Source organism: Olivibacter sp. SA151, from assembly GCF_054130995.1.
This window is the reverse complement of the sequence record NZ_CP096391.1, coordinates 4,552,869-4,578,271: the sequence shown is the minus strand read 5'-3', so window position 1 is coordinate 4,578,271 and position 25,403 is coordinate 4,552,869. Positions and strand designations below refer to the sequence as shown.

Annotated in this window: 23 protein-coding genes; 12 read left to right on the top strand and 11 right to left on the bottom strand. The window is 40.7% G+C overall.

The window, feature by feature from the left end:
- The first annotated feature begins 24 nt into the window (after positions 1-24).
- From M1D52_RS18825 to M1D52_RS18815, 3 genes are all read left to right on the top strand, one after another.
- Positions 25-483: a hypothetical protein gene (locus M1D52_RS18825; RefSeq protein ID WP_013665728.1), complete on the top strand. Its 459-nt coding sequence runs from the start codon at positions 25-27 to the stop codon at positions 481-483.
- Position 484: 1 nt separating this feature from the next.
- Positions 485-790, top strand: a complete 306-nt coding sequence (locus M1D52_RS18820; protein ID WP_130856946.1) for a DUF3817 domain-containing protein — start codon at positions 485-487, stop codon at positions 788-790.
- A 200-nt stretch (positions 791-990) separates the two neighbouring features.
- Positions 991-1,716, top strand: a complete 726-nt coding sequence (locus tag M1D52_RS18815; protein WP_404274029.1) for a phosphatase PAP2-related protein — start codon at positions 991-993, stop codon at positions 1,714-1,716.
- On the opposite strand, the gene M1D52_RS18810 is transcribed toward M1D52_RS18815, so the two are convergent.
- A complete protein-coding gene (locus tag M1D52_RS18810) occupies positions 1,694-1,927 on the bottom strand; it encodes a hypothetical protein (protein ID WP_013665731.1) in 234 nt (77 codons plus the stop codon). The two genes, M1D52_RS18815 and M1D52_RS18810, sit on opposite strands and share 23 nt — an antisense overlap.
- A 697-nt stretch (positions 1,928-2,624) precedes the next feature.
- Here M1D52_RS18810 and M1D52_RS18805 point away from each other — a divergent pair.
- Both M1D52_RS18805 and M1D52_RS18800 read left to right on the top strand, forming a co-directional pair.
- A complete protein-coding gene (locus tag M1D52_RS18805; RefSeq protein ID WP_041388196.1) occupies positions 2,625-3,056 on the top strand; it encodes an META domain-containing protein in 432 nt (143 codons plus the stop codon).
- Between the two features lie 109 nt (positions 3,057-3,165).
- The gene (locus M1D52_RS18800; protein ID WP_013665733.1) at positions 3,166-3,315 is read left to right on the top strand and encodes a 30S ribosomal protein THX; all 150 of its coding nucleotides are present in this window, start codon (positions 3,166-3,168) and stop codon (positions 3,313-3,315) included.
- A gap of 39 nt (positions 3,316-3,354) precedes the next feature.
- Here the strand turns inward: M1D52_RS18800 and M1D52_RS18795 are convergent, their stop codons facing one another.
- A complete protein-coding gene (locus M1D52_RS18795; protein WP_437393294.1) occupies positions 3,355-3,957 on the bottom strand; it encodes an OmpH/Skp family outer membrane protein in 603 nt (200 codons plus the stop codon).
- Positions 3,958-4,255: 298 nt separating this feature from the next.
- Here M1D52_RS18795 and gyrB point away from each other — a divergent pair, with 298 nt between their 5' ends.
- Entirely contained in the window at positions 4,256-6,214 is a 1,959-nt protein-coding gene (gyrB, locus tag M1D52_RS18790) for a DNA topoisomerase (ATP-hydrolyzing) subunit B (protein WP_013665735.1), read from the top strand.
- A gap of 71 nt (positions 6,215-6,285) precedes the next feature.
- Here gyrB and M1D52_RS18785 read toward each other — a convergent pair whose 3' ends face one another.
- Positions 6,286-7,563 (bottom strand): DUF3887 domain-containing protein, encoded by a 1,278-nt coding sequence (locus M1D52_RS18785; protein ID WP_437393296.1) that lies wholly within the window; start codon positions 7,561-7,563, stop codon positions 6,286-6,288.
- Between the two features lie 201 nt (positions 7,564-7,764).
- Here M1D52_RS18785 and M1D52_RS18780 point away from each other — a divergent pair, with 201 nt between their 5' ends.
- The 3 genes from M1D52_RS18780 to M1D52_RS18770 all read left to right on the top strand — a co-directional run bounded on the left by M1D52_RS18780 (position 7,765) and on the right by M1D52_RS18770 (position 11,703).
- Positions 7,765-7,890, top strand: coding sequence for a hypothetical protein (locus M1D52_RS18780; RefSeq protein WP_278045570.1), 126 nt, complete (start codon positions 7,765-7,767; stop codon positions 7,888-7,890).
- Positions 7,891-8,330: 440 nt separating this feature from the next.
- Positions 8,331-10,976, top strand: coding sequence for a valine--tRNA ligase (locus M1D52_RS18775; RefSeq protein WP_437393297.1), 2,646 nt, complete (start codon positions 8,331-8,333; stop codon positions 10,974-10,976).
- A gap of 82 nt (positions 10,977-11,058) precedes the next feature.
- Positions 11,059-11,703, top strand: coding sequence for a hypothetical protein (locus M1D52_RS18770; protein ID WP_013665738.1), 645 nt, complete (start codon positions 11,059-11,061; stop codon positions 11,701-11,703).
- A 60-nt stretch (positions 11,704-11,763) separates the two neighbouring features.
- On the opposite strand, the gene M1D52_RS18765 is transcribed toward M1D52_RS18770, so the two are convergent.
- Positions 11,764-12,225, bottom strand: coding sequence for a type I restriction enzyme HsdR N-terminal domain-containing protein (locus M1D52_RS18765; RefSeq protein WP_130856957.1), 462 nt, complete (start codon positions 12,223-12,225; stop codon positions 11,764-11,766).
- A gap of 363 nt (positions 12,226-12,588) precedes the next feature.
- Between M1D52_RS18765 and holA the strand changes: the two genes are divergently transcribed.
- Together holA and M1D52_RS18755 are read left to right on the top strand one after the other, a co-directional pair.
- Positions 12,589-13,596, top strand: a complete 1,008-nt coding sequence (gene holA / locus M1D52_RS18760) for a DNA polymerase III subunit delta (RefSeq protein ID WP_013665740.1) — start codon at positions 12,589-12,591, stop codon at positions 13,594-13,596.
- 25 nt (positions 13,597-13,621) lie between these two features.
- Positions 13,622-14,281, top strand: a complete 660-nt coding sequence (locus tag M1D52_RS18755; RefSeq protein ID WP_013665741.1) for a TetR/AcrR family transcriptional regulator — start codon at positions 13,622-13,624, stop codon at positions 14,279-14,281.
- 40 nt (positions 14,282-14,321) lie between these two features.
- Here the strand turns inward: M1D52_RS18755 and M1D52_RS18750 are convergent, their stop codons facing one another.
- Positions 14,322-15,944 (bottom strand): ABC-F family ATP-binding cassette domain-containing protein, encoded by a 1,623-nt coding sequence (locus M1D52_RS18750; protein WP_013665742.1) that lies wholly within the window; start codon positions 15,942-15,944, stop codon positions 14,322-14,324.
- A 62-nt stretch (positions 15,945-16,006) separates the two neighbouring features.
- On the opposite strand from M1D52_RS18750, the gene M1D52_RS18745 reads away from it, so the two are divergent.
- Positions 16,007-16,600 (top strand): hypothetical protein, encoded by a 594-nt coding sequence (locus tag M1D52_RS18745; protein WP_437393298.1) that lies wholly within the window; start codon positions 16,007-16,009, stop codon positions 16,598-16,600.
- A 27-nt stretch (positions 16,601-16,627) separates the two neighbouring features.
- Here M1D52_RS18745 and M1D52_RS18740 read toward each other — a convergent pair whose 3' ends face one another.
- From M1D52_RS18740 to M1D52_RS18715, 6 genes are all read right to left on the bottom strand, one after another.
- Positions 16,628-18,142 carry a carbon-nitrogen hydrolase family protein gene (locus M1D52_RS18740; protein WP_013665744.1) on the bottom strand — a complete coding sequence of 505 codons (1,515 nt, stop codon included), beginning with the start codon at positions 18,140-18,142 and terminating at the stop codon, positions 16,628-16,630.
- 172 nt (positions 18,143-18,314) lie between these two features.
- Positions 18,315-19,337 carry a Holliday junction branch migration DNA helicase RuvB gene (gene ruvB, locus M1D52_RS18735; RefSeq protein WP_013665745.1) on the bottom strand — a complete coding sequence of 341 codons (1,023 nt, stop codon included), beginning with the start codon at positions 19,335-19,337 and terminating at the stop codon, positions 18,315-18,317.
- 111 nt (positions 19,338-19,448) lie between these two features.
- Positions 19,449-20,180: a polyprenol monophosphomannose synthase gene (locus tag M1D52_RS18730; protein WP_013665746.1), complete on the bottom strand. Its 732-nt coding sequence runs from the start codon at positions 20,178-20,180 to the stop codon at positions 19,449-19,451.
- Positions 20,181-20,311: 131 nt separating this feature from the next.
- The gene (locus M1D52_RS18725) at positions 20,312-22,021 is read right to left on the bottom strand and encodes a peptide MFS transporter (protein ID WP_013665747.1); all 1,710 of its coding nucleotides are present in this window, start codon (positions 22,019-22,021) and stop codon (positions 20,312-20,314) included.
- Between the two features lie 191 nt (positions 22,022-22,212).
- Positions 22,213-24,390, bottom strand: coding sequence for a S9 family peptidase (locus M1D52_RS18720; protein ID WP_437393299.1), 2,178 nt, complete (start codon positions 24,388-24,390; stop codon positions 22,213-22,215).
- 200 nt (positions 24,391-24,590) lie between these two features.
- Positions 24,591-25,304 (bottom strand): hypothetical protein, encoded by a 714-nt coding sequence (locus M1D52_RS18715; protein WP_437393300.1) that lies wholly within the window; start codon positions 25,302-25,304, stop codon positions 24,591-24,593.
- Positions 25,305-25,403 lie beyond the last annotated feature (99 nt).

Sequence of the window (25,403 nt, the reverse complement as noted above, 5' to 3'; positions counted from 1 at the left end):
CTTTGCTTCGTTAATTAAAAAACGATGTACGTTACACTTATTTTTCTTCATTCTCTTTTCAGGTGGTTGGTGCTAGTCAGCCTAGTCGTCGCTATTGTTCGTGCCTATCTAGGTGTTAATCAGCTTAAGCCCTTTTCAAAAACGGATAATGCAATTAGGCATTGGACGGCCACCATTGCACATATACAACTGGTGCTTGGAATTATCCTTTATACCAAAAGCCCTATTATAAAATATTTCTGGAAGGAAACCGAGGAGACCTCGTCGAATTGGGACGTAGCATTTTTTGCCCTGTTCCATGCCTTCTTGATGTTTAGCGCGGTGGTTGTCCTTACTGTTGGCTCTTCTTTAGCTAAGCGTAAATCGGAAGATGGAGAAAAGTTTAGGACCATGCTGATATGGTTTTCAATAGCCTTGTTTATTATTTTTATAGCCATTCCATGGCCATTTTCACCTTTATCTAGCAGACCTTATTTTAGATAATATGATACACTTGAAACAATCAAAAGTTGCTACGCTCCGTCTGATAGGTGTAGCCGAGGGAATATCGTTATTAATCCTCGTTTTTGTCGCGGTACCGATGAAATACTATTTCGATAACCCTTCTTTAACTAAATTAATGGGCCCTATTCATGGTGCGCTTTTTTTGCTATTTGTTTTTAATGCGCTTAGTGTAGGAATAGAGCAAAAATGGAAATTTAGAACCACCACATGGCAGGTTCTACTGGCTTGTATCGTGCCCTTTGGGACGTTCTATATCGATCGAAAGATTCTTCGGAAATTAGATTAAAAAAGTAAATGTGTCATTGTTGTTAAAAAACGGTGACAGCAATACGAAATAGTAGCGCTTTATCTCACTTTTACGTTACAAAGAAGCTTACATTTAATCTGTTCTTTATTCGTCTGAGCATAAAAAATATAGATTAGAAAAAATTAATTTCATATTATCAAAATGTTAAGCCAAATTTGCAAATGTTTTTTTGAGAGGAGATGCAACCTTTAATTCAAATGGAATACCCGGCAACCATTACCTGGAAACAGGCGATGCAAAGTTGGGCTTTTAAAAGCTGGCTGATCGCTGGCCATCTTTTGTTTATTGTACTTTTATTTGTGCTGCCCCAATTCTTTGATCATATCGAGCTGAGAGATGGAGTGCCTTTATATGATCCGTTGCTGAACCTCTTACCTACCATGGATTTATCAACGCCCATATTTGTATGTATATGGGGGATGGCAGCGTTGCTTTTGTATCGGTGTTTTTCTAGCCCTGCCATTATGATTACCGCATTATATGGCTTCTTGCTGGTTGTATTTATGCGGATGCTGACCATTTCGTTGGTCGCATTAGACCCTCCCACCGGATTAATTCCTCTAGTGGATCCGTTAAGCAATATTGCCTATGGAAAGGCCGGTTTTATTACCAAAGATCTTTTTTTCTCCGGTCATACCTCCACGATGTTTCTTATCTTTTTATGTTTACCAAATCGAGTGGATAAGCTATTGGCTTTAATAGCCACGCTATTGGTCGGAAGCATGGTGCTGATTCAGCATGTGCATTACAGTATCGATGTGCTGGCGGCTCCTTTATTTACCTGGTGTTGTTTTTGGTTGGGACGCGAAATCGCATTAAGCGGATGGTATAAGGCAGCCCATTTAGCTTTAGCAAAAGAAAAAGTGGGTGTGCGTGTGGTGACTACTGAGCTTCGTAAGCTATAATTTCTCTTCCAATAGCGTTAATTTCATCGTCCGCTTCAAAACGAGGTAGCTCGGTTTCCGAATCCAATTTAATCCAGCTATTCTCCGTGTCTTTCATGATTTTCATATATTCGACACCATCTTTATAAACGGTATAGATGTCCTCTTCTTCCGGGAAGATCGCATAATCAATCTCGTTGAGAGTAATATCAAAAGGCTCTTTCGTTTGCATAGTCATATTTTGTTACAAAGTTAAGGAATTTCTATTACAGTAAATGAAATAGGTGGTATGGGTTAGACTTATTGCACTTTACATGGAGTAATGCTCATTTTAAAAGAACGTTTATTTTATTCAACTTTTTTAATATATGTTCTTTATGCTTGATCATAAAGAACCAAACAATCAAGGCTATCCAGTGCTCACTAAAAATTCGGTTCCTATCCCTCTGTTCTGCGGAGCCGCCCCTATTCACAACTCCTTCCCTTCGCTTTTTCGCATAACACTTTAGCACGCCCTGCTAACCGAATTTTCTTTACGCTCACCCTGGAAGGCCGTTATGCCCTGCGCTATAGCCCGTTGCAAAATCGTTCCAAAGGACGATAATGGCCTAGTCTATGGAGGCAGCAACCGGCAGTCAAAGATGCCCCTCACCATTATTATGCGAAGCAGACGGTAATCAGTGAATCGACGAACGAAGGGCACGCCATTGCGCAAGAGGGTGGCTCCGATTCACGGATGGATAGCTGACCACGGGTTGCAACGGAATAGACAAGCCAAAGCACCTTGCCCCAATGGGCGCAGCAAGTGGGATGTATAAAATAAATGTTCTTTTTATTATTACGCTCGATTGGATCATATGTTGAAAAAACTTTTTATAGTTAAACCTGTTGTGCTGAAAATAGTCTTATCGGTTGTAAATAATGATTATATGAGAAAAGTTTTTATACTAATCACGATGTTAACCATCGTCGTTGCTGCCTGTACAGCGAAAAAGGGGATGACGTCCAAAAAAGATGCATTGAACGGAACATGGGAATTGGACTATATCAGCGGTCCTCGCATTGCATTTGAAGGCTTGTATCCCAATAAAAAACCCTTTATAAAAATTGAAGTAGACAGTAACCGCGTGAGTGGCAATACCAGTTGCAATAACTTTTTCGGAAAACTGAATCGTGACGGTCATAATATAAGCTTTAAAGAAGGTTTAGGAATGACGAAAATGTTTTGCGAAGGGCAGGGAGAGCCGACCTTCATCAGTACGCTCGAAAAGGTAAATCGTTATGATATTACCGATGAAGGTAAAACGCTTCATTTTATTATGGGAGATATTGCTATGATGCGGTTCAGGCGGATTGACTAAATGCTGAAATCGGACCTCTGTTAAAGGTTTGTTTCTTACCCTGAAATTTTGTACTTTAGACTATCACTTTTATTAACTAAGTTTTTATTAAAAAAATAAACGATTCAGTATGGGAAAAGGAGATAAAAAAACCAAAAGAGGGAAGATCACGATGGGTTCATTCGGAAAAACGAGACCTCATAAGCAAAAAAAAGTCGCAGCAGCAACGGCAGTTGTAGAAGAAAAGGCCACAGTAAGTGCTAAAAATAAAAAGGGTTGATATTCATCAACCCTTCCTTATAACCTATTTAAACGTTAATTATTTCTTTTCCTTTTTATAAGCAGCATTTAAGCCGTCTACCACTTCTTTGGTGATTTCAAGGCTCTCATCTGCGAACAGTACACCCGGGTTTCCTTTGGCATAAGTCAATACAAATTTATAGCCTTTCTCTTTCGCATGCGATTTAAGGTAATCGGCTACCTTGTTGTATAACTTTTCTTGTTCTTGGGCTTCATCATTGGCAAATGACTGATTCGCATTCTGGTTGAATTTGCCGAGCTCTTCCTGCTTACGTGCCAAACGTTCTTCTGTACTTTGGCGCTGTTCTGCACTCATGGTAGCAGCGTTTTTTTGGTACTCAGCCACTTCACGTTGAAAAGCATTGCCTTTCGTTTGTAGCTCGCTCTGTGTCTTTTTTGCTTTTTCCTGAAGCTTGGCTTGCATATCTTTAAAGTACTCATAATTGGCTAATAGCGAATCAGAGTTTACATATACGATCTGTCCTTCAGTGGCTGCGGCAGCAGTGCTGTCTTTGCCGGACTTAGCCGCCGGTTTATTTGCATTGTTATTACATGATACTGCAGCCACAGCCAGCATCAAGCCTAATGAAATTTTTGCTATAGAAGCGAATGGTTTGTTCATCTTATGTCTTTATTGTTTAATTTCCATGCAATCAAAACGCAAACCTAACATAAAAATCATATACTAAGCAATTTTTTTTTAAATGCGCCAGGGAATCATGCATATTGAGAAACCGATTTTATGAGGTGTATGTCAACAAAAAATTGACTGGATAGGAAAGGAATTGTAGGCGTTCCAATCCTATTCTCTGTGTTTTTTTATCTAGAAAAAAAGAACATTAAATAGCCATTATATAAGGAGTAAATTACTCAAAGTCGGTAAAATTTCGTATTTTTGTGTTTTTGGAACTAAACTATACATGAGCGAAGAAAACAAAAACAAATCCAACTATTCCGCAGATAATATACAGGTATTAGAGGGCTTAGAAGCCGTAAGAAAAAGACCGTCAATGTATATCGGAGACGTTGGCGTGAAAGGTTTGCACCACTTGGTGTATGAAGTAGTTGATAACTCCATTGATGAAGCGCTAGCCGGTTACTGTACAGACATTCATGTAATCATTCATAAAGATAACTCCATAACAGTGGAGGATAACGGACGGGGTATCCCAACCGGAATCAATAAAAAAGAGAACAAATCAGCTTTGGAAATGGTCATGACTATGCTCCATGCCGGTGGTAAGTTCGATAAGGATACCTATAAGGTTTCCGGTGGTTTACATGGTGTTGGTGTTTCCTGTGTGAATGCACTCTCTACCTTGTTGATAGCTGAAGTACATCGGGAAGGTAAAATATTTAAACAAGAGTATGCGCAGGGAAAACCTCTGTACGATGTAAAAGTAATTGGTGAAACCGATCGTACCGGAACGAATGTTACTTTCCATCCGGATCCAAGTATTTTTACCATGACTACCACGTATAGCTATGATACGCTTGCCGGTAGATTGCGTGAGTTGGCTTATTTAAACAAAGGAATCAGACTTACCCTACTTGACGAACGCGAGGAGCAAGAAGATGGAGCATTACGTCATGAAGAGTTTTATTCTGAAGGTGGCCTGAGCGAGTTTGTTAAATTTTTGGATGGTAACCGTCAGCCTCTAATTCCTGACCCCATTCATGTGGAAGGAATAAAACAGGGTATACCGGTAGAGTTAGCTTTGCAATATAATGATACCTATTCCGAAAACGTGCACTCCTACGTGAACAATATCAATACCATTGAAGGGGGTACTCATGTTGCTGGATTTAGGAGAGGCTTAACCCGTACTTTGAAAGCTTATGCAGATAAATCGGGCCTGTTAAAGAACCTAAAGGTAGAAATTACAGGTGATGATTTTCGAGAAGGCTTAACGGCTGTTATTTCTGTAAAGGTCGCTGAGCCGCAGTTTGAAGGACAAACAAAAACCAAACTCGGGAACAACGAAGTAATGGGCGCCGTAGATGTCGCTGTAGGCGAGATTTTGGGTACTTACCTGGAAGAAAATCCACGCGAAGCAAAGGCAATTGTACAGAAGGTTATCATCGCGGCTCAAGCTCGTGCTGCTGCACGCAAAGCCCGTGATATGGTGCAGCGCAAAACGGTAATGGGAGGTAGCGGTTTGCCGGGTAAGTTGGCCGATTGTGCAAACAATGATCCTGCTAAATGTGAAATATACCTCGTAGAGGGAGACTCGGCGGGAGGAACCGCAAAACAGGGGAGAAACAGGGAATTTCAGGCAATCCTGCCTTTGCGTGGTAAAATCCTCAACGTAGAAAAAGCGATGGAGCATAAAATCTACGAGAACGAGGAAATTAAGAATATGTTTACCGCCCTAGGGGTGAGTATCGGTACTCCTGAAGATGCGAAGGCGCTGAATCTGGAAAAACTTCGTTATCATCGAATCATTATCATGACGGATGCCGATGTGGACGGTTCGCATATTACAACGTTGATCTTGACCTTCTATTTCCGTTATATGAAGGAATTAATAGAGCGAGGTTACGTCTATATTGCTACTCCTCCGTTGTACTTAGTAAAAAAAGGTAAAGAACATGAGTACGCGTGGAATGAAAATCAACGACTGGCAGCTATTCAACGGTTGAAAGGTGCCGGTAAGGAGGATAGTGTACATGTTCAGCGGTATAAAGGTTTGGGAGAGATGAACGCAGAGCAGTTGTGGGATACTACCATGAACCCCGAAACCCGCACCTTACGTCAGGTAAGTATAGAAAATGCGGCGGAGTGCGACCGTGTCTTTTCCATGTTAATGGGCGATGAAGTAGCACCTCGCCGGGAGTTTATTGAGCGTAACGCTAAATATGCGAAGATAGACGTGTAATAAAGGGCATAAGGTGATAGGGTATAGGGTGTAAGGCTTTCCTTAAACCTTATACCTTTATACCTTCTCCCTCATCGAAGGAAATTAACCAAGCCTATTACTAAATCGCTGTTTAACGGGAGATTTGGATTTGAATAAGTCTTCAAGTTAGCTTCTTTATTTGCAGGTGCTGTTTTTAGTGTATGGTTCATGTTTTTTATAAGTAAGAGCGTGGCTTTGGGATTCGCTGCTTTTAGCTTTTCGGCGTGGCTGGTCGGTACTTGCAAATCCGTAGTGCCTCCCACAATCAGGATTGGTATTTTTAACTTCCTGATTTCTTCTTCGGGATTGATTTTGAAAGACGAAATAAGGAAGGGTTGTATAGCCGGGGCAAATAAACTATTGAGCTCGGCCGGAACATTATTTGTCATTTTTCCCTGTTTCAGCAGGTTGATAATTGACGTAGCTTCTTTAACTAAGGAAGGTTGTGTTAATAATTGATTTTCTAACACAGTGGCGAGATTTTCTCCCGGGCCGCATAAAGAAACAACGGCGTCCGGATTCAGCTGCTCCGATGCAATAATGCCGATGTTTGAACCTTCGCTATGACCAATAATAAACAGCTTTTGAAATTTTTTTTGATTTTTGAGAAATGTTCCAAGAATCACCGCGTCATCTACAAAGTCGTTAAACACCAAGTTATTTTGGCTTGTCTGAAAGTTTACACTTTCGCCGATCAAACGCTTATCGTATCGGAAACTGGCGATGCCGTTATCCGCTAACGCTTCCGCTAATAGTAAGTAACTGTTGGCTTTCACGCCATAAAGGTTGTTGCCATTGCGATCCGTAGGACCGCTACCCGCAATGATTAAAGCGACGGGAGTACCCGCTTGCGGATTTTTTGGTGTCATAAGAGTTCCGCTGATAATACCTCCATTTACTTTGATTTTTAACGCCTCTTCGGGGAAATTAGCCGGGCTCCTATTGGTGTTGGCCCTGATTTTGGGTTGTTGTTGCATTAAAAAAGCCGAAATATCTTCGCTCGTGTTAAAATGGAATGTTAAGGGAACAATATAATCTTTAAAAGTGGCTTGCAGTATCAACGAGTTGTTATTGTTAGTAATGCTATCGAGTGGTTCTACCTGCTCAAAAGCACCAAATTGCTGGTTAATACCCTTCCATATCTTCGATAATGTCGCTGGGTTAACCTTCGCTTTAAAATCAGCTGAAGTAAGATCAAGTGCTTCCTTGTAGTTGGAATCAACCATGAGCGAGATGAATTTTGCCGCCTTATTGCCGTTTGTGTTTTGCGCTTTTCCGCTATAAATGCTCAAGAATAATAAGGTAAAGAGAATAAAAAGGTAACGCATAAAATGAAAAATTTTCCTTAAGATATAAAAATTATACGACTATCGGCTTTTCTCCCTAAAATAGGGATTACCTTCAGTGAACTCCCTTTGGTCGGTTTCGCCTTTAACATACAGATGAAGGTGTTTATATTAATTTGATCTCTCTTTACCTTGATGCAAAGAGAGGCAAACATCAAGGCTTTGTAGACTACCTTGCACCTGATGGCAAAGCATCACTGGCGCGTATTGGAGCCGTTTCACTTCCTCAATCCGCTTGGATACTACAATATGAGCAGAGGAGCAAATGCTTTGCTGCTCGTTGCGTCGGTATCCTCCAAGGCCATGTAAGTACTTCGGGACGGTTTTGCAAGGGGTTGGGAAGAACGGCCTCACAGCGTGAGCGTTAAAAAGATTTAGGATAGCCAAGGCAAAAAAATCATGTGAAAAAGTGAAGCGTGGCTTGGAGGGAGGAGCGGCTCCACATGATTTGAGCGATGGACCTAAATCTTTAGCGAAGGATGTGCAGCCTTGAACTTTTGGTTCTTTTCTTTCAAAGAGAAAAGAACAAATATTTTATAAAAAAACTGACTAAAAAATCCTTCCTTTTCTAAAAGCAAACACCTGTTGCTTTTAGGAGTTATATCCGACAGTTATAAAAATTATATGGTACTTGCTAGCGAAAATAGCTCATCGCTGAAAGCCGATCTCCATTTCCAAATAAGCGAATTTTATAGTAGGTTTGCACCTCTTTATATGTATACAATAGTATACTAAATGTTATTTATACCATGAGCATAGCGAAGACATACAACCCCAAAGAAACCGAAGATAAATGGTATGCCTATTGGCTGGAAAAGAAGTTTTTCCGTTCTATACCGGATGGTAGAGAACCCTATACGATTGTCATGCCTCCTCCTAACGTCACGGGCGTATTGCACATGGGACATATGCTAAATAATACGATTCAGGATGTATTAATTCGCCGTGCCCGGATGCAGGGTAAAAATGCCTGTTGGGTGCCCGGTACCGATCATGCGTCGATTGCAACCGAGGCAAAGGTAGTCGCTATGCTTAAAGAGCGCGGAATCAATAAAAGCGATATCACACGTGAAGAATTCTTGAAATACGCTTGGGAATGGAAGGAAAAATACGGCGGAATTATTCTCGATCAATTGCGAAAGCTGGGAGCCTCGTGCGATTGGGACCGGACGCGCTTCACTATGGAACCCGACTTGAGCGATGCGGTAATTGATACATTTATTCACCTTTATAAGAAGGGGTATATCTACCGAGGTATCCGCATGATTAACTGGGATCCGCAGGGTAAAACCGCTGTCTCAGATGAAGAAGTAATTCGCAAAGAAGTAAACCAGAAGCTGTATTATATCAGGTATCAAGTTGTAGACACCAACGAAGAACGAACAACGAATAACCAACAACGATGGTACATCACCATCGCAACAACCCGGCCGGAAACGATTATGGCTGACACGGCCGTTTGTATCAATCCGAATGACGAACGCTATCAGCATTTAAAAGGAAAGAAGGTACTGGTTCCTATAATAAACAGGGAAATACCCATCATTGAGGATGAGTATGTTGAGATGGAATTTGGTACAGGTTGTTTAAAAGTAACGCCGGCACATGATCTGAACGACTATGAGCTGGGCCAGAAGCATAAATTAGAGGTTGTCGATATCTTAAATGACGATGGAACGCTAAATGAAAAAGCGCAGATATTAGTAGGAGAGGATCGCTTTATCGCCCGTAAAAAAATTGCTAAAATGCTGGAAGAAGCAGGGCAATTGGAAAAGGTTGAAGATTATAAGTCGCAGGTTGGCTTTTCAGAGCGGACTGATGCGGCTATTGAACCAAAGCTATCTATGCAATGGTTTTGTAAAATGGAGCACCTTGCAAAGCCGGCACTGGATTACGTGCTTAGTGGCGAGGTTAAACTAATTCCTGACAAATTTATCAATAGCTATCGCCATTGGATGGAGCATGTTAAAGATTGGAATATATCGAGGCAACTCTGGTGGGGCCAACGAATCCCGGCATGGTACAATGAAAATCAAGATTGGGTTGTAGCTAAAACTGAAGAGGAAGCGATAGTCGAGTTTGAGCGCTTGGGAAAAAGCACAAAGGGCATTTATCAGGAGGAGGACGTGCTAGATACTTGGTTTTCGTCAGGCTTATGGCCTATATCCGTTTTTGACGGATTTAAAGAGCCAAACGGAGCCGATATCAATTATTATTATCCTACAAATGATTTGGTAACAGCGCCTGAAATATTGTTTTTCTGGGTAGCGCGTATGATGATTGCAGGGCACGAATTTCGAGGAAAGGCACCATTTAAAAATGTCTACCTTACCGGTATTGTGCGCGACAAACTTGGACGGAAAATGTCTAAATCATTGGGGAATTCGCCGGATCCGATTGAGTTGATGGATCAATATGGTACGGATGGCGTGCGTGTTGGAATGTTGTTGTCGTCTCCTGCAGGTAATGACCTCATGTTTGATGTGGCCTACTGCGAGCAGGGCCGAAATTTTGCCAACAAGATTTGGAATGCCTTCCGATTAGTTAAAGGCTGGGAAACGGTTAACAAACCGGCAACAAAAGCAGAGCTTAAAACCGTGGAATGGTTTGAGAGCCGCTTTAGTGAAGCCGTGATCGAAGTAGAGGAGCATTTCGCCGCCTATAGACTTTCTGATGCGCTCATGACCATTTACAAGCTTATATGGGATGATTTCTGCTCCTGGTATCTTGAACTGGTAAAGCCGGCTTATCAACAGCCTATTGCTAAAGATCTATTGACCTTTACGATCGACTTTTTTGAGCAGGTATTGGCCCTTGCTCATCCTTTTATGCCATTTATCACGGAGGAGCTATGGCACGATGAATTGTTTGGAAGTCGAAGTGCGTTGGATTGCTGTATTGTGGCAGCCTATCCTAAGGCTTCAAAGATCGATCGGGAGCTTCTAAATGACTTTCAGGTGGTTCAGCAAGTTGTTTCTGAAATACGTAACGTGCGAAACACGAAACAAATTTCTCCTAAAGAGACACTTCCACTTGCTATCAAAGTGAATACCGATATTGCTTACGAAAACTATTTAGATAGTATCAGAAAATTGGCGAACATCAGCGACGTAAGCTTCGTTTCGGAGCAACAAGTGGGGACGGCAGCATTTATAGCAGGCAAGGATGAGTTTTTTGTAAGCATAGCTCAAAACATTGATGTGGAGGCCGAGCGTGAGCGAATAACAAATGAAATCACGTATTTACAAGGTTTCCTGAAATCGGTGAACGCAAAACTATCAAACGAGCGATTTGTACAAAACGCGAAGCCGGAGATCGTGCAGAATGAGCGTAATAAACAAGCAGATGCACTTGCGAAGATTAAAATTTTAGAAGAAAGTTTGGCGTCACTTTAATGTTACTATTCCGTTTTCGATAGCTCAAAGCTTTTATTATCTTCGTGAGGATATTAAATAATAAAAACTTAAAGTTATTAACATGAAAAGAATTCTCAGTCTAGCACTTATCGGCTTTGTTCTAGCATCTTGCGGTGGTGCTTCCAAAAAGGAAGAGAAAGCGGCCGATCAGGACCCGAATTTAATCACTTGCGAGGGCATCGGTAAAGTAAAATTAAGCTATAGCCATGCGGATCTTGAAAAGGAATTTGGCGCCGATAAATTGGCTGATACAACGAAGGAAGTAGAAGGTAAGAAAGTGAGCGTTACTAAAGTATTCAAAGATACACCTGAAGAAGTAACAGTATTTTGGGCAGAAACGACCGCTCCTTTTACCAAGGCGGTGAAATTGAGCGTATCGGATGAAATGGGACCCTATCAATTGGAAGAAGGTATTCGAGTAGGTTCCACATTAAAAGATATGGTAAAAGCAAATAACTTTTTGCCGGTTACGTTTACTAACTTTTATGCTAATGTGGATGGTTTTGCTCGTATTGAGAGCTTCAATGACGGTGATTTAGGTCAGAAGTATCCTTGTTTAGGGGGTGTATTGGATATAGATAGAACCGATAACCTGGAAGTTACATTGCTGGATGAATTTAAAAAGGAGAATCCGGTCAAATCTAATCATAAGGCCATGAACTTTATCTATGCTAATGTGGTAGAATTAAGTGTTTCTGCCAAATAGATAGATCGCGATATATAATAGACATATCTTGTTAAGCCGTTTGTTTACAAAAACAACGGCTTATTTTATTTCGTGGTAGAAAGGAATGTCTTCCAAGAACCGGTAACTTTCCTTTTCATGGTCAATGAGACAGTAATAGTGTTCTAAGCCGTTGCTCACAACCAGGTAAGGAACTTTATGAACCATATTGTATCGTGCGATCTGTTCGAATACGGCCTGCGTGATTTTTATTGAAGGAGCCTTTAGTTCTGCTATTAATAGGCGTTTACCCGAGGGATTAAAAACTACGATATCGGTGCGTTTTTGCAGTGAGTTTAATTTTAGTCCGCCTTCACTTTGAATCAATGCTTTAGGGAAACCCTTAGCTTGTATAAGATGTTGAATCCAATGTTGCCGTACCCATTCTTCGGGCGTTAATAAGAGATGTTTTTTTCTTAACTCATCATAAATGAACAGGCGATGTTCATCTTTGCTGAGTTTTAGCGGATAGGAGGGTAAATTAAGTGGAATGGGGCTTAACATAATGACCGTGTTTGCGGATGTCTTAAAGATACAAAGCTAGGGAGATTTTTTTAATTAGTTATAAGTTGTACGTTATATAGTTAGTAGGGAGTAGTTAATAGGGAGTAGTTAGTAGGGGAGTAGTTAGTAGTTAGTAGGAAGTATGACAGGTTCACTGCTAACAGGTTCCCTTGTTCACTAATAGCAGTCGCAGCGACCGTATCAAAAACCTATGCTTACTGCTTACTGCTTATAGCTTACTGTTTATAGCCTACCGCTGACAGTTGTCAAACCTTAAAAATTATTGTTATTTTGCAGCGTGGTCTAGCCTATACCTAGGCTAATTGATAGTTCCCTGTTAGCCCATTAGATTAATAAAAGAATATGAGTGCATCTAACATTTTAGCCGATATCAATAAGAGAAAGCTGAAACCGATTTACCTTTTGCATGGAGAAGAAGCATACTACATTGACTTGATAGTCCATGCTTTAGAGAATAAGGTGCTGAGTGAAGCTGAAAAGGGTTTTAATCAAACGATTCTATACGGAAAGGATACAGACTGGGTTACGATCTTGAATACAGCTAAACGATATCCGATGATGAGCGACTATCAAGTTGTCATTATAAAAGAGGCTCAGAATTTAAAATGGGATAAGGCAGATGAGTTTTTTCAAGCTTATGTGGAGAAACCTTTAACAACTACCGTATTAGCTTTTGCGTACAAATATAGCAAGTTTGATAAGCGGAAAAAGATATATAAGGCCATTGAAAAGAGCGGGGTTGTGCTTGAATCCGCTAAGATTTATGATAATAAATTAGCACCCTGGATTGATGAGTATGTAAAGGAGCGTGGGATGAAGATCCATCCACAAGCTGCAGCGATGATGGGTGAATATTTAGGTACAGAGCTTTCGAAAGTAGCAAATGAGTTAGACAAGATGATGCTCAATGTGCCAAAGGATAGGGAAATAGGTGTTACAGACGTTCAAAATAATATCGGGATAAGTAAAGATTTTAATATTTTCGAACTGAATACCGCCCTGGGAAAAAAGGATGTCTTAAAGGTAAATCAGATCATCGATTATTTTTCTGCTAATCCGAAATCCAATCCGATTCCCGTCGTGATGGGATCGCTATACGGTTATTTTTCAAAAATCTTGAAATTTCATTATTTGCCTGATAAAAGCCAGCAAAGCGCTGCCAAAGAATTAGGGGTTCATCCCTTTTTTGTGAAAGATTATGAGTTGGCCGCCCGGAACTATCCGATTATGAAACTGTTTCATATTATCGGCTATCTTCGGGAGTACGATTTAAAGTCGAAGGGAGTAGATGCCTTTAATCTCGAAGCCGAAGATTTGCTGAAGGAAATGATGTTTAAGGTTTTACATTAATAAGGCTCCATCAAGAAATAAATAGATGAAAAAAGAAAGAAAACGACCGCAAGGAGAAATTAGGGATAGAGAGCGGACTAAATTAAAGCTCTTAAGTGCAGTGGGTCAAATAATACGGACGGAAGGCTACCAGGGCTTGGGCGTTAATAAGATCGCTCAAATAGCCGGTGTAAACAAAAAATTGATTTATAGGTATTTTGATAGTGTCGACAACTTGGTGGAGAAATATGTTCGGGAAAAAGATTATTGGGTCAGTTTTGTTGATAAAATAAATGTTGCAGATTCGTTCCAGCAAGATTTTGGGCAAGTGGCTTTGCCAAATTTGCTGACCCAGCAACTCGATTTTTTTTTCGGAGCAGACGAACTGCAAAATATTGTACTTTGGGAAATCAGTAAACAAAGCTCGTTAATGCGCGAAATCGCTAATGCCAGAGAAGAGTTGGGCAGTGACCTTTTTCGGTTAACGGATCCATTATTCAGTGACACAACGGTAGATTTAAGGGGGATTGTTGCGCTACAGGTTGCCGGTATTTATTATTTGGTACTACATGCGAAAAACAACGGAAGCACCTTTTGCGAAATTGATGTGAATACGTTAGAAGGACGGGAACGTATAAAACAGGCTGTGACTAAAATTAGTAGCTGGGCATTTGACGAAGCTAAGAAATGTAAAAACAGAAAATAAACAGAAGGGTGTCTGAAAGTTTTTCAGACACCCTATTTATTTATTTCAACATGCTTTCGCGTTGCTTCTTTATTTCCTCACTATTGATATACTCATCATAGGACATAAGTTTATCAATAACACCTTTGGGGGTCAGTTCAATAATTCTGTTGGCTACCGTTTGTGTTAACTCATGGTCGCGCGAAGTAAATAGTATCGGTCCTCTGAAATCTTTCATCCCATTATTTAAAGCTGTAATAGACTCCAAGTCGAGGTGATTAGTGGGTTCGTCAAAAAGTAAAAAATTCGCCTTTTGTAACATCATTCGCGAGAACATGCAACGCATTTTTTCTCCTCCGGATAGTACGGAGCATTTTTTCAGCACTTCTTCTCCACTAAATAACATTTTCCCAAGGAAGCCCCGTACAAATTGGTCATCCTGATCTGTTGAAGAGTATTCCCTCAGCCAATCAATAAGGTTTTCATTTTTCCCTTCAAAATAGGCAGCGTTATCCATAGGAATATCAGCTATACTGATGGTGACCCCCCATTTAAACGCGCCTTTATAATCTTTATCCCTTCCGGTAAGTACTTCGTAGAAGGCGGTAGTTGCTAAGCTGTTTTCGGATAATATGGCAATCTTATCACCTTTGTTCATCATAAAAGATACCTTATCGAATAAGACTTCACCATTCGATACCTTGCCTAGATTTTCTACCTGTAGAATTTGATCGCCTGGTTCTCTGTTCATTTCATTGAACATAATGGCTGGGTATTTTCGACTAGAAGGCTTGATTTCATCTAAATTGATCTTATCCAAGGCCTTTTTTCTACTTGTTGCCTGTTTTGATTTAGAAGCATTTGCACTAAATCTGCGAATAAATTCCTGCAGTTCTTTAACTTTATCCTCCAGCTTTTTATTCTGTTCTGCGCGTTGTTTTAAGGCCAGCTGACTTGATTCATACCAGAAGGTATAGTTACCGGTATAGATCGTCATTTTACTAAAATCAATATCGACAATATGCGTACATACTGCATCCAAAAAGTGACGGTCGTGCGATACGACTAAAACTAAACCTTGATAATCTGCCAAAAAGTTTTCTAACCAGGCGATTGTATCGATATCTAAGTCGTTGGTAGGTTCGTCCAATACCAGTATGTCCGGATTTCCAAATAGTGCCTGCGCCAATAGCACCCTTACTTTTTGGTTACCATCTAAATCCTTTACCAGTTTATAATGTAGATCTTCTGAAATACCTAGATTGCTAAGTAGGGTAGCGGCATTATTTTCGGCACTCCAGCCATCCATTTCAGCAAATAAGTTCTCCAGCTCGCCTGCTCTTTCTCCGTCTGCATCGGTAAAATCTTCCTTGGCATAAATGGCGTCCTTTTCCTTCATGATGTTGTAGAGCTCTTTATGCCCCATCATAACCGTCTCTATAACGGAAAATTCATCAAAAGCATAGTGGTTCTGACTAAGAACGGCCATACGCTCTCCCGGCGTGATACTGACAGATCCGGTTGTTGGATCTACATCACCGGTAATAATTTTTAAAAAGGTCGATTTGCCGGCACCATTTGCGCCGATTATACCGTAACAGTTGCCCTGTGTAAATTTTAAATTAACTTCGTCAAATAAAACGCGTTTACCAAAGCGTAAAGAAAGATTTGAAACACTAATCATAGGGGGCAAAGATAGCGAATTGAAAGCGTAATGTGAAGAGGATAAGCTTAAAGGTGCACTCTATGATAATATTATCGCTGCACGGAATGACGAAAGAACAATTTCTGTTGGAAATATCCAAAAATGTGTCGAAGGTGAAAGCCACAGTACTGGCACAGCTCGCCATATCAGATCATTATACCATGTCCGACCTCTTGTCGCTTTGTTATCATCCGCAGAAAGCCATTGCTTTTCGAGCGGCCTGGATACTGGAATTTGTCGAAAACAAATCGCCTGACCGATTTATCCCTTTATTAGTCGAGTTTATTGAGCAACTTACGCATCAACATAATGCAAGTTGTCAGCGGCATTTTACGAAGATTTTGATGAATTATACCAATAGAAAAGCTAAAACGATTCGTAACGAAGCTTTCAGTCAATTGACAACAACACATAAAGAACAAGTGGTAGAGCGAGTATTCGAGTGGCTAATCAAATCTGAAACACCGGTTGCGGTAAGGGTCAACTGCATCGAAATACTTTATAACCTCGTTCCTTTATTTCCGTGGATTAAAGATGAGCTAAACGCGCAAATTACTTTTTATTTAAAAGATGGTAGCGCTGCAATGCAGAGTAGAGGAAAAAAATTACTGATGAAATTGCTGGAAGCATCTTGAAAAAACTAAGATCTTTTTTCAATATCCTTATTTCAGTAGATTGACCTTATATAAATCTGTCCGTCTATCCTTCATGGTTTTTACCGTACCGTATTCGTGCAGTTCTTTTAGTGCATAGAGATCCACGTCGGTTAATAAAACCATCTCTGCATTTGGTGTCGCTTCGGCTTTTACGCCATTGGTAGGGAAGGCAAAATCCGACGGAGTGAAGACGGCCGACTGCGCATATTGTATGTCCATATTATTCACTTTCGGTAAATTGCCAACAGATCCGGCAATGGCCACATAACATTCGTTTTCGATCGCCCGTGCTTGTGCGCAGTTTCTTACCCGTGTATAGCCATTTTGTGTGTCGGTTAAAAACGGAACAAATAGGATTTTCATCCCCTGATCGGCCATGATCCTGCTTAGTTCAGGAAATTCGACGTCATAGCATATCTGAATGCCTATTTTACCGCAGTCTGTATCAAATACTTGTACTTTGTCTCCACCGTACATGCCGTAATATTTGAGCTCGTTAGGTGTAATATGGACTTTGTTGTAGGCGTCGACTTTACCGCTTCGATGACATAAGTAGGTTGTATTATACAGACGATCATTGGCCGAAAGAGAAGGCATAGATCCTGCGATAATATTTACGTTATAGGAAACCGCCAAGCGCTGAATTTTCTCTTTGATTTCTTCAGTATGTTTGGCCAACATGCGCATCGCCTCCCGTTCGGGTAAGTGGTTATAAGGCTCCATTAGGGGGGTGTTGAAAAACTCCGGAAAAAGCGCAAAGTCCGCACCATATCCGCTAACAACATCCACGAAAAATTCAATCTGATCGTAAAAGGCCTCAACATTATTAAAAAGGCGCATTTGCCACTGGATAAGACCTAAGCGAATGGTTTGCTTGGTAGGTGAAATCGAACTGGTTTTCGGTTCGTAATAGATATTATTCCATTCAAGTAAAGTAGCATATTCCAATGATTCACGGTCTTCGGGAAGATAGTTTTTTAGGATCTTTTTTACGTGAAAATCATTAGATAACTGAAAGGTTAGGGTAGGGTCGTAGAGTTCTTTTTGTTTAACCTTTTCAATATACTGTTTGGGTGTAAGTGTATCCGCATGCTCATGATATTTGGGAATCCGCCCGCCTGCAATGATGCTTTTCAGGTTGAGCTGTTCACAAAGTTCTTTTCTCGCATCATATAGGCGCCTGCCCAGGCGTAAATCCCTATAGTCCGGGTGAACAAACAATTCGATACCATATAAAACATCGCCTTCAGGATCATGGGTGTTAAACGTGTATTTGCCCGTAATTTCTTCGTATGAATGCGTTCTATCTGTTTTTTTAGAATCGACAATAATCGATAAAGCGCATGCAACCACATGGTCGTCCACTTCGACACACAATTGCCCTTCGGGAAAGATGCTCAACAAATGTTTGATGCTTGATTTGGGCCATATACCGCCCGCTGTGCCGTGATAGGCTTCAACCATAGAGGTTTTTAAATCATTATAATCTGAAAGTCCAAGTGGTCTTATGATGATGTTCATTAGAAAAGTAAAAAATAAAAAATAAAAACCCCGAAGGGCTCATTGATGCCTTAAAAAACTAACAAAGCATCAATAATTCAAAAGCCTGCCTCCCGGAGGGATGGTAAAAACCCCGAAGGGCTCATTGATAGCTATCTTATGTCTTGATACTTATATCTTGCATTCCAACTAGCTAAAATAACGTATTTCCTTTGGGATAGTTTGTTTTTCCCAGATGCTTGTAGGCCAGTTCGGTACATTCGCGTCCTCTTGAAGTTCGCATAATATAGCCCTCCTGAATAAGAAAAGGTTCATATACCTCTTCGATCGTCCCTTCATCTTCTCCTACTGCAGTAGCGATGGTTTTCAGTCCTACCGGTCCTCCTTTGAATTTATCGATTATGGTCAATAAAATCCGATTATCCATTTCGTCCAATCCATGCTCATCAACATTGAGCGCGTTGAGCGCGTATTGGGCAATTTCCGTATCGATATTGCCATTTCCCTTGATTTGGGCGAAGTCACGGGTTCTTCGTAGCAAGGCATTGGCAATCCGTGGGGTGCCACGGCTTCTCCTGGCGATTTCATAGGCACCTTCTTCGCTGATTGGTGTCCTTAATATCCCAGCAGACCGAAGTACGATGGTTGTTAAGAGTTTGGCATCATAATATTGCAAACGCGCATTAATGCCAAAGCGGGCGCGAAGTGGCGCTGTTAACAAACCTGATCGGGTTGTGGCCCCCACAAGGGTAAAAGGACTGAGGGATAATTGCACAGACCGGGCATTCGGTCCGGTTTCGAGCATGATGTCAATTTTGAAATCTTCCATCGCCGAATAAAGATACTCTTCTACTAAGGGGCTCAGGCGATGGATTTCATCAATGAACAGGATATCACCCACTTCTAAATTGGTAAGTAGGCCAGCTAGATCACCGGGTTTATCTAATACCGGTCCGGAAGTAATCTTAATGCCCACGCCCATTTCATTCGCAATAATATGTGAAAGTGTTGTCTTTCCTAATCCGGGAGGGCCGTGAAGGAGTACATGGTCTAACGCCTCGCCACGAAGTTTAGCTGCTTGAACGAAAATCCGTAAATTTTCCAATATTTTGTGTTGCCCGGTAAAATCTTCAAATGCCTGGGGGCGCAACACCTTTTCTACCTCTTTCTCCGTCTTGCTGAGGTGCTCTGCATTGGGATTTAAATGTTCGTTCATGTTGGAAGCTTTTAGCCGTCAGTTTTTAGTTATCAGCTGTCTGCTTTAAGCCGGTGGCCGATAACTGACAGCTGATTGCTGATAACAAAAATACTAAAAAAATTAGAGGTTTTAGGGCCTGTTGTATTTTCTAAACCAACTGTTAACTTTCATCTGTATAACACCGAAGAAGGCCTCCCGAAAGATTTTGGTACTCATTTTTGATGTACCTTCCGTTCTATCCGTAAAAATGATCGGAACTTCCACTACTTTAAACCCATACTTCAAGGTGGTGAATTTCATTTCTATCTGGAAGGCATAGCCCACAAATTTGATCTTGTCGAGCGGTATAGTTTCGAGTACCTTGCGTTTGTAACACACAAAACCGGCGGTGGCATCACGAATGTCGGTCCCGGTAATCAATCGTACGTACCCCGAAGCAAAATAAGATATTAACACCCTTTTCATAGGCCAGTTTACCACGTTTACCCCTTTGATGTAACGTGATCCAATGGCCAGGTCGGCTCCTTCGATACATGCCTCCCGTAGGCGGATAAGGTCATCCGGATTGTGTGAAAAATCAGCGTCCATCTCGAATATATACAGATAATCTCTTTCTAGACACCAATTAAATCCATGGATGTAAGCCGTACCCAGCCCGAGCTTTCCTCTCCGCTCTTCTAAATGTAGGGAACCGTTAAACGCTGCTTGTAAACCCCTTACAATATCAGCCGTTCCATCAGGCGATCCATCGTCAATAACTAAAATGTGATAAGGAAAAGAAAGCGAAAACACTTTGCGGATAATCCTTTCTATATTCTCCTTTTCGTTGTAAGTGGGTATGATAACGATGCTGTCTGACACGGCTTCTTTCCAGTTTTGGTTTTCAAATTACGAAAATAAGGAAATATTATGAGCTATCAGTTTTCGGCTATTAGATTTCAGTAATGTCTCGTTTCTGTTGCTGATAGCTGATTTCCGATAGCTCATTCCAATTATTTTACACCATGCATCATCTTTTTCAGAATTCCTGAAATAAGAAACAGTATAAGTGCCGCTGTGCCGGAAAGCGTTACGAAAACCATGAAAAATTCATATAGATTATGAACGGTGAAGCCTACAAAAGTTGGGTAAACAATATCAATTTTCTCTTGCGCTAATATAGCCACTTGCTCTGCCGTCGGTTTTACGGCTCCGTCCAATATTCCCTGTAGGTCAATCCCTTTAGACGCGGCAAATTCGAATTTATCCCCTGTAGGAGGAATCAACGCTCCCAAAGTACCTGCTAGGGCGTAACCTGCTGCATTGCCTATAAACCACACGCCCATCAGTAGGGATGAGAAACGTTTAGGTGCGAGCTTGGAAACCAGCGATAACCCGATTGGAGAGAGGCACAATTCACCTAGTGTATGGAATAAATACATAATGAATAGCCAATGAACAGCCAGCTTGCCGGTCAATCCAATCTTGGCAACTTGAACGGCAATGATGTAGTAACCAATGGCTAGTAACAAGAGTCCGATAGCCTGTTTAACAGGAGAAATTGGCTCCAGATTACGTTTTTGCAACTTTAGCCAAAGCCAGCTGAAAGGAAGGGCAAATATGATGATAAATATGGAATTGGCGTTTTGAATAAAACTAGGTGGAAGCTGATAACCGAGAAAGTTTAAGTCGGTTTGTTTATCGGCAACGAAGGTTAGCGATGAGCCCGCTTGCTCGAAAGCTGACCAAAAGAAAATGACGAAGAATGCGATGATGTACATCACTACAATACGATCGCGCTCTATTTTTGTAATGGTTTTATCCGTTAATATCAGAAAAGCTAAGCTTAAGGCCGAAGCGTATATAAAAGGGTAGACCCAGCTTTTAATGGGATTTGGATCGAGTGAAAGGAAGTGAAAAATAATATACAGAACTACCAATACCAACAGGGATGCCACAATTGAGCCTGTCGTAAATTTTGCCTTTTCCGATTCTTCTTCCGCTTGCTTATGATCGGGATGAAAAGAAGGTTTGGCACCAACAGGCTTTCCATCGGGTGACGTTACGTATTTGTTCTTCAGGAAAAAAAACATAACGGTACCCAAAAACATAGCTAAGCCGGCCGCCAAAAATCCCCATTTAAAGGCTTCGACCACACGTACGTCACCCACCTTAACGTCACCCAGGAAAGGGCATACAGACATCCCGAGAAATGCGCCTACATTGATACCCATGTAAAAAATGGTGAAAGCGGAGTCGAGCCTGTTATCTCCTTTATTGTAGAGTTGGCCTACCATCGAGGAAATATTGGGTTTAAAAAAACCATTTCCAACGATAATAATAGCTAAAGCAGTCCACATCACAAATTTTGCAAGATCGAGATTAGACGCATAGACTGATCCGCTAAAGAATAGGCACAACTGGCCAATACCCATAATTGTTCCACCTAATAGGATACAATTTCTATTTCCCAGGTAACGATCTGCAATATAGCCTCCAATCATGGGAGTCAAATAACTTAGACCGAGAAAACCGCCATAAACAATCGAGGCGTCCTTGTCTGAAAAAGCAAGTGCGTTAACAAGAAATAGCGTAAGTAATGCGCGCATCCCATAAAAATTAAAGCGCTCCCACATTTCAGTGGTGAAAAGTACATAAAGTCCTTTGGGATGACTTTGCTGGTTTGATTGTGGTTCTTGTGATAATGTTTTCGTTTGATTCATGTTGTTGATTTGTTTAAAGGTTGATTTTAAACTTATTACAATGTTGGTTTTTTGTTTTTTGTGTGACCTTAGTGTATTTAATAAATGGCGCAAGATAGCTAGACCGCCTCATTATAACAAAATTTATCTGCTAATAATGGAAAAAAACAGAATAGAAATTCTTTCGACCCTGCGCCATCTCGATCTTATATTTATAAGTTTTTCATTATAAAATCAGTCATTTTACTATATAAGTGAATGCTGGTGTTGCCACCGTGAATTCCATGGTTTTTATTAGGATAGTAAGCTTGTTCAAAGGGCTTATTAGCTTGTATTAGCGCTTCGGAGAACATAATGCTGTTTTGAAAATGCACATTGTCATCACCGGTACCGTGGATCAAAAGGAATTTGCCCTTTAAACGATCTGCGTAATTGATAGGAGAGTTGTCGTCATATCCTTGCGGATTTTCCTGTGGGGTACGTAGGTATCGTTCGGTATAAATGCTATCATAATAGCGCCAGGTAGTGACGGGGGCAACCGCAATAGCGAGCTTGAAAATATCGGCACCTCTGGTAATACAGAGCGATGCCATATAACCTCCATAGCTCCAGCCCCAAATACCGATTCTTTCAGGATCAACATAAGGCTGTTTGGCTAACCATTTCGCCCCTTCAATTTGGTCTTCCGTTTCAAGTCTGCCTAAATTGAGATAGGTTGATTTCTGAAATTCTTCACCTCTGAAACCGGTTCCCCGATTATCTATACAGGCCACAATGTAGCCTTTTTGTGCTAAGTAATGGAACCATAAACTTCTGGATCCGGTCCAGGAATCGGTTACATTTTGGCTCCCCGGGCCGCCATAGACATACATTAGGACCGGATATTTTTTACTTGGATCAAAATCAACCGGCTTAACGAGATAGCCATTTAAGTTGACACCATTTGCGGTTGAAAATTGAAAGAACTCCGAACCTTTTATGCCGTATTGGTCAGCGATTTGTTTGGCTTTCTTATTATCTTCCAACACACGTACAAGACGGCCATCCTTGTCATTTAATGTGATATAGGCGGGCGAATGGGTATCGGAATGATTTAGAATGTAATAACTAAAATCGGTACTAAAGGTGGCACTATTGGTGCCTGGGGAGTTACTAAGTTGTTTTTTGTTTTTACCAGTTACATCAATGGCGTAAATATCACGCTGAAGAGGTGATTTTTCGGTCGATTGATAATAAGCGGTTCCGGTTTTTTCGTTGACACCATATAATTTGGTAACAAGCCATGCGCCTGCCGTTATTTGACGTATCTTGTTTCCGTCCATATCATAAAGATAAAGATGGTTGTACCCGTCGTGTTCGCTTGTTAATAAGAATTGCTTGCCATTTCGTAGGAAAGTGAGGTCGTCATTGACATTAATATAGTATTTGTTTTCCTCCGTGAGTACCACTTTCGAAGTGCCGGTGGTTACATCCGCAAATAGGTAGTCGAGCTTATTTTGGTGCCGATTCATGCGCAACACGCAAAGCAAATTCGGGTTTTGCGTCCATTTTATGCGAGGAATGTACTGATTTTGCTCATTCCCAACATCAATGCGTGTTGTCTTCCCATCTGCCAATTGATAACAATGTATGCTTACAAGCGAATTTTTCTCTCCTGCTTTTGGATATTTATATTGATACTCGTGTGGATACAATTGCTCGAATATCGTCATCGAGTATACCGGCACCTCGGTTTCATTGAATTTATAATAAGCAATTTTTTTGCTGTCAGAACTCCAGAAAAAGGCCTTTGCAAAAGCAAACTCTTCTTCATACACCCAGTCAGCCCCACCGTTTATTATCTTGTTGGAAGCCCCATCTTGGGTGATTTGCACTTCTTGTAGGTTAAGCAGGTCTTTAATAAAAATATTATTATCACGTACAAAGGCTACTTTACTACCATCCGGTGAAAAAGTCGCAAACTGCTGTTTTCCTTTTGAAGACACTTCCGTAATTTTCTTTGAAGCTAGATCAAAAACATAGTAATTGGCTTTTGATGATCGGCGATAAATCGGTTCACTATCGGCAGCAATCAGCACTTTCGTTTCATCCTGATTAAAATCTGTACTGAGTGGCAGCTTTTTGCCTTTAAATATAATATCCTTTTCGATATAGATCGCTTCGACAATTTTACCGTCGCGGTAGTTGCTTTTGGCTACATAAGCGATTTTAGTTTCCGGATTGCTTTCTATCGATACATATGTTTTTCCGTCTCGAAGTGAACGTAAGCCGCTCACCGTTTTGGTATCAAAGGTGCCCTTCTGAAAAATATCCTCAAGTGTTATGTTTTTAGGAGATTGGGCAAGCGCTGTACTTCCCATAAGCATCAATATGATTAAAGGTAGTTTCATTTTATGGTATTATAAATATGTAATTTGTCTTTGCAAGGTTTAGTATGCTATTCTGAGTTCTTTGCTATAGCGGTGTTATTAATAGATATTGTTTTAATGAGACAGCAAACATGGCGTCTAAATTACAAAATATCATAGGAAATCTAATTATTGTAATAGCATTGTTGAATTTATACCAATGCAAAGCGTTTAAAGAACGCTTAGTTTTCATTCTTCAGTGGTAAGTCCTCTTCCAATATCAGGTAATCGGTTTTGATCTTCCATGCATCGTAGCTCATGTCAGGGCCATAGTGCTCAAATTGCCCCTTCAAGGATGGTGTGGCTGGTGCTAGGTGATCCATTACGATCCGATCTTTGTCCTTTTCGTACTTCATTAACATCGTAGCACGGGCATTATAACTATAAATCAACCGGGAGGCCGTAGCAAATGCAGGGTCTTTGAAAATTTTCTTACCAAATGCAACGGAAGATTCAGTAAGATGAAGTACATCAATTACTTTCTGTGTCACCTTAGGTGTTGTGCCGCGCCAACCCAATAGTAGGTAATGCTGAGGTAAACCCTTAATAGGAATTATATCATAATATTGGGCCCCGTACCAATTGTTATTGTCTAGAGAGGCTTCCTCCGGTTTATCTATAAGAGGAGATTTGTCAACCAGTGCCTTTAAACTGAGCGATCCATCTTTTGTTCGCCATTGGATTGCTCCGTAATATCTATAGGAGCCGTCATTTAATCGGATATGCCATGAAAAAATGCGGAAATTGTTTTTCGGCTCTCTTCGAATGGCTATCATCTTTAAGGTATCCAGGTTGGTATCGTCGATCGAATGCGGACTTTTTAAGTATTGGACTAAGGTTTTAATGAATATGTAATTGGCTTGCAAACGCTCCGGTTCGTTGGTTTCGTTATACATTTTGTAACCCAAGTGGTTCAAGCTATCGAGTAACACATGATTGACTTCGATCGTTTGAGCCCTTAGACCTGATATGTAAATGATTGATATAAAAAATAA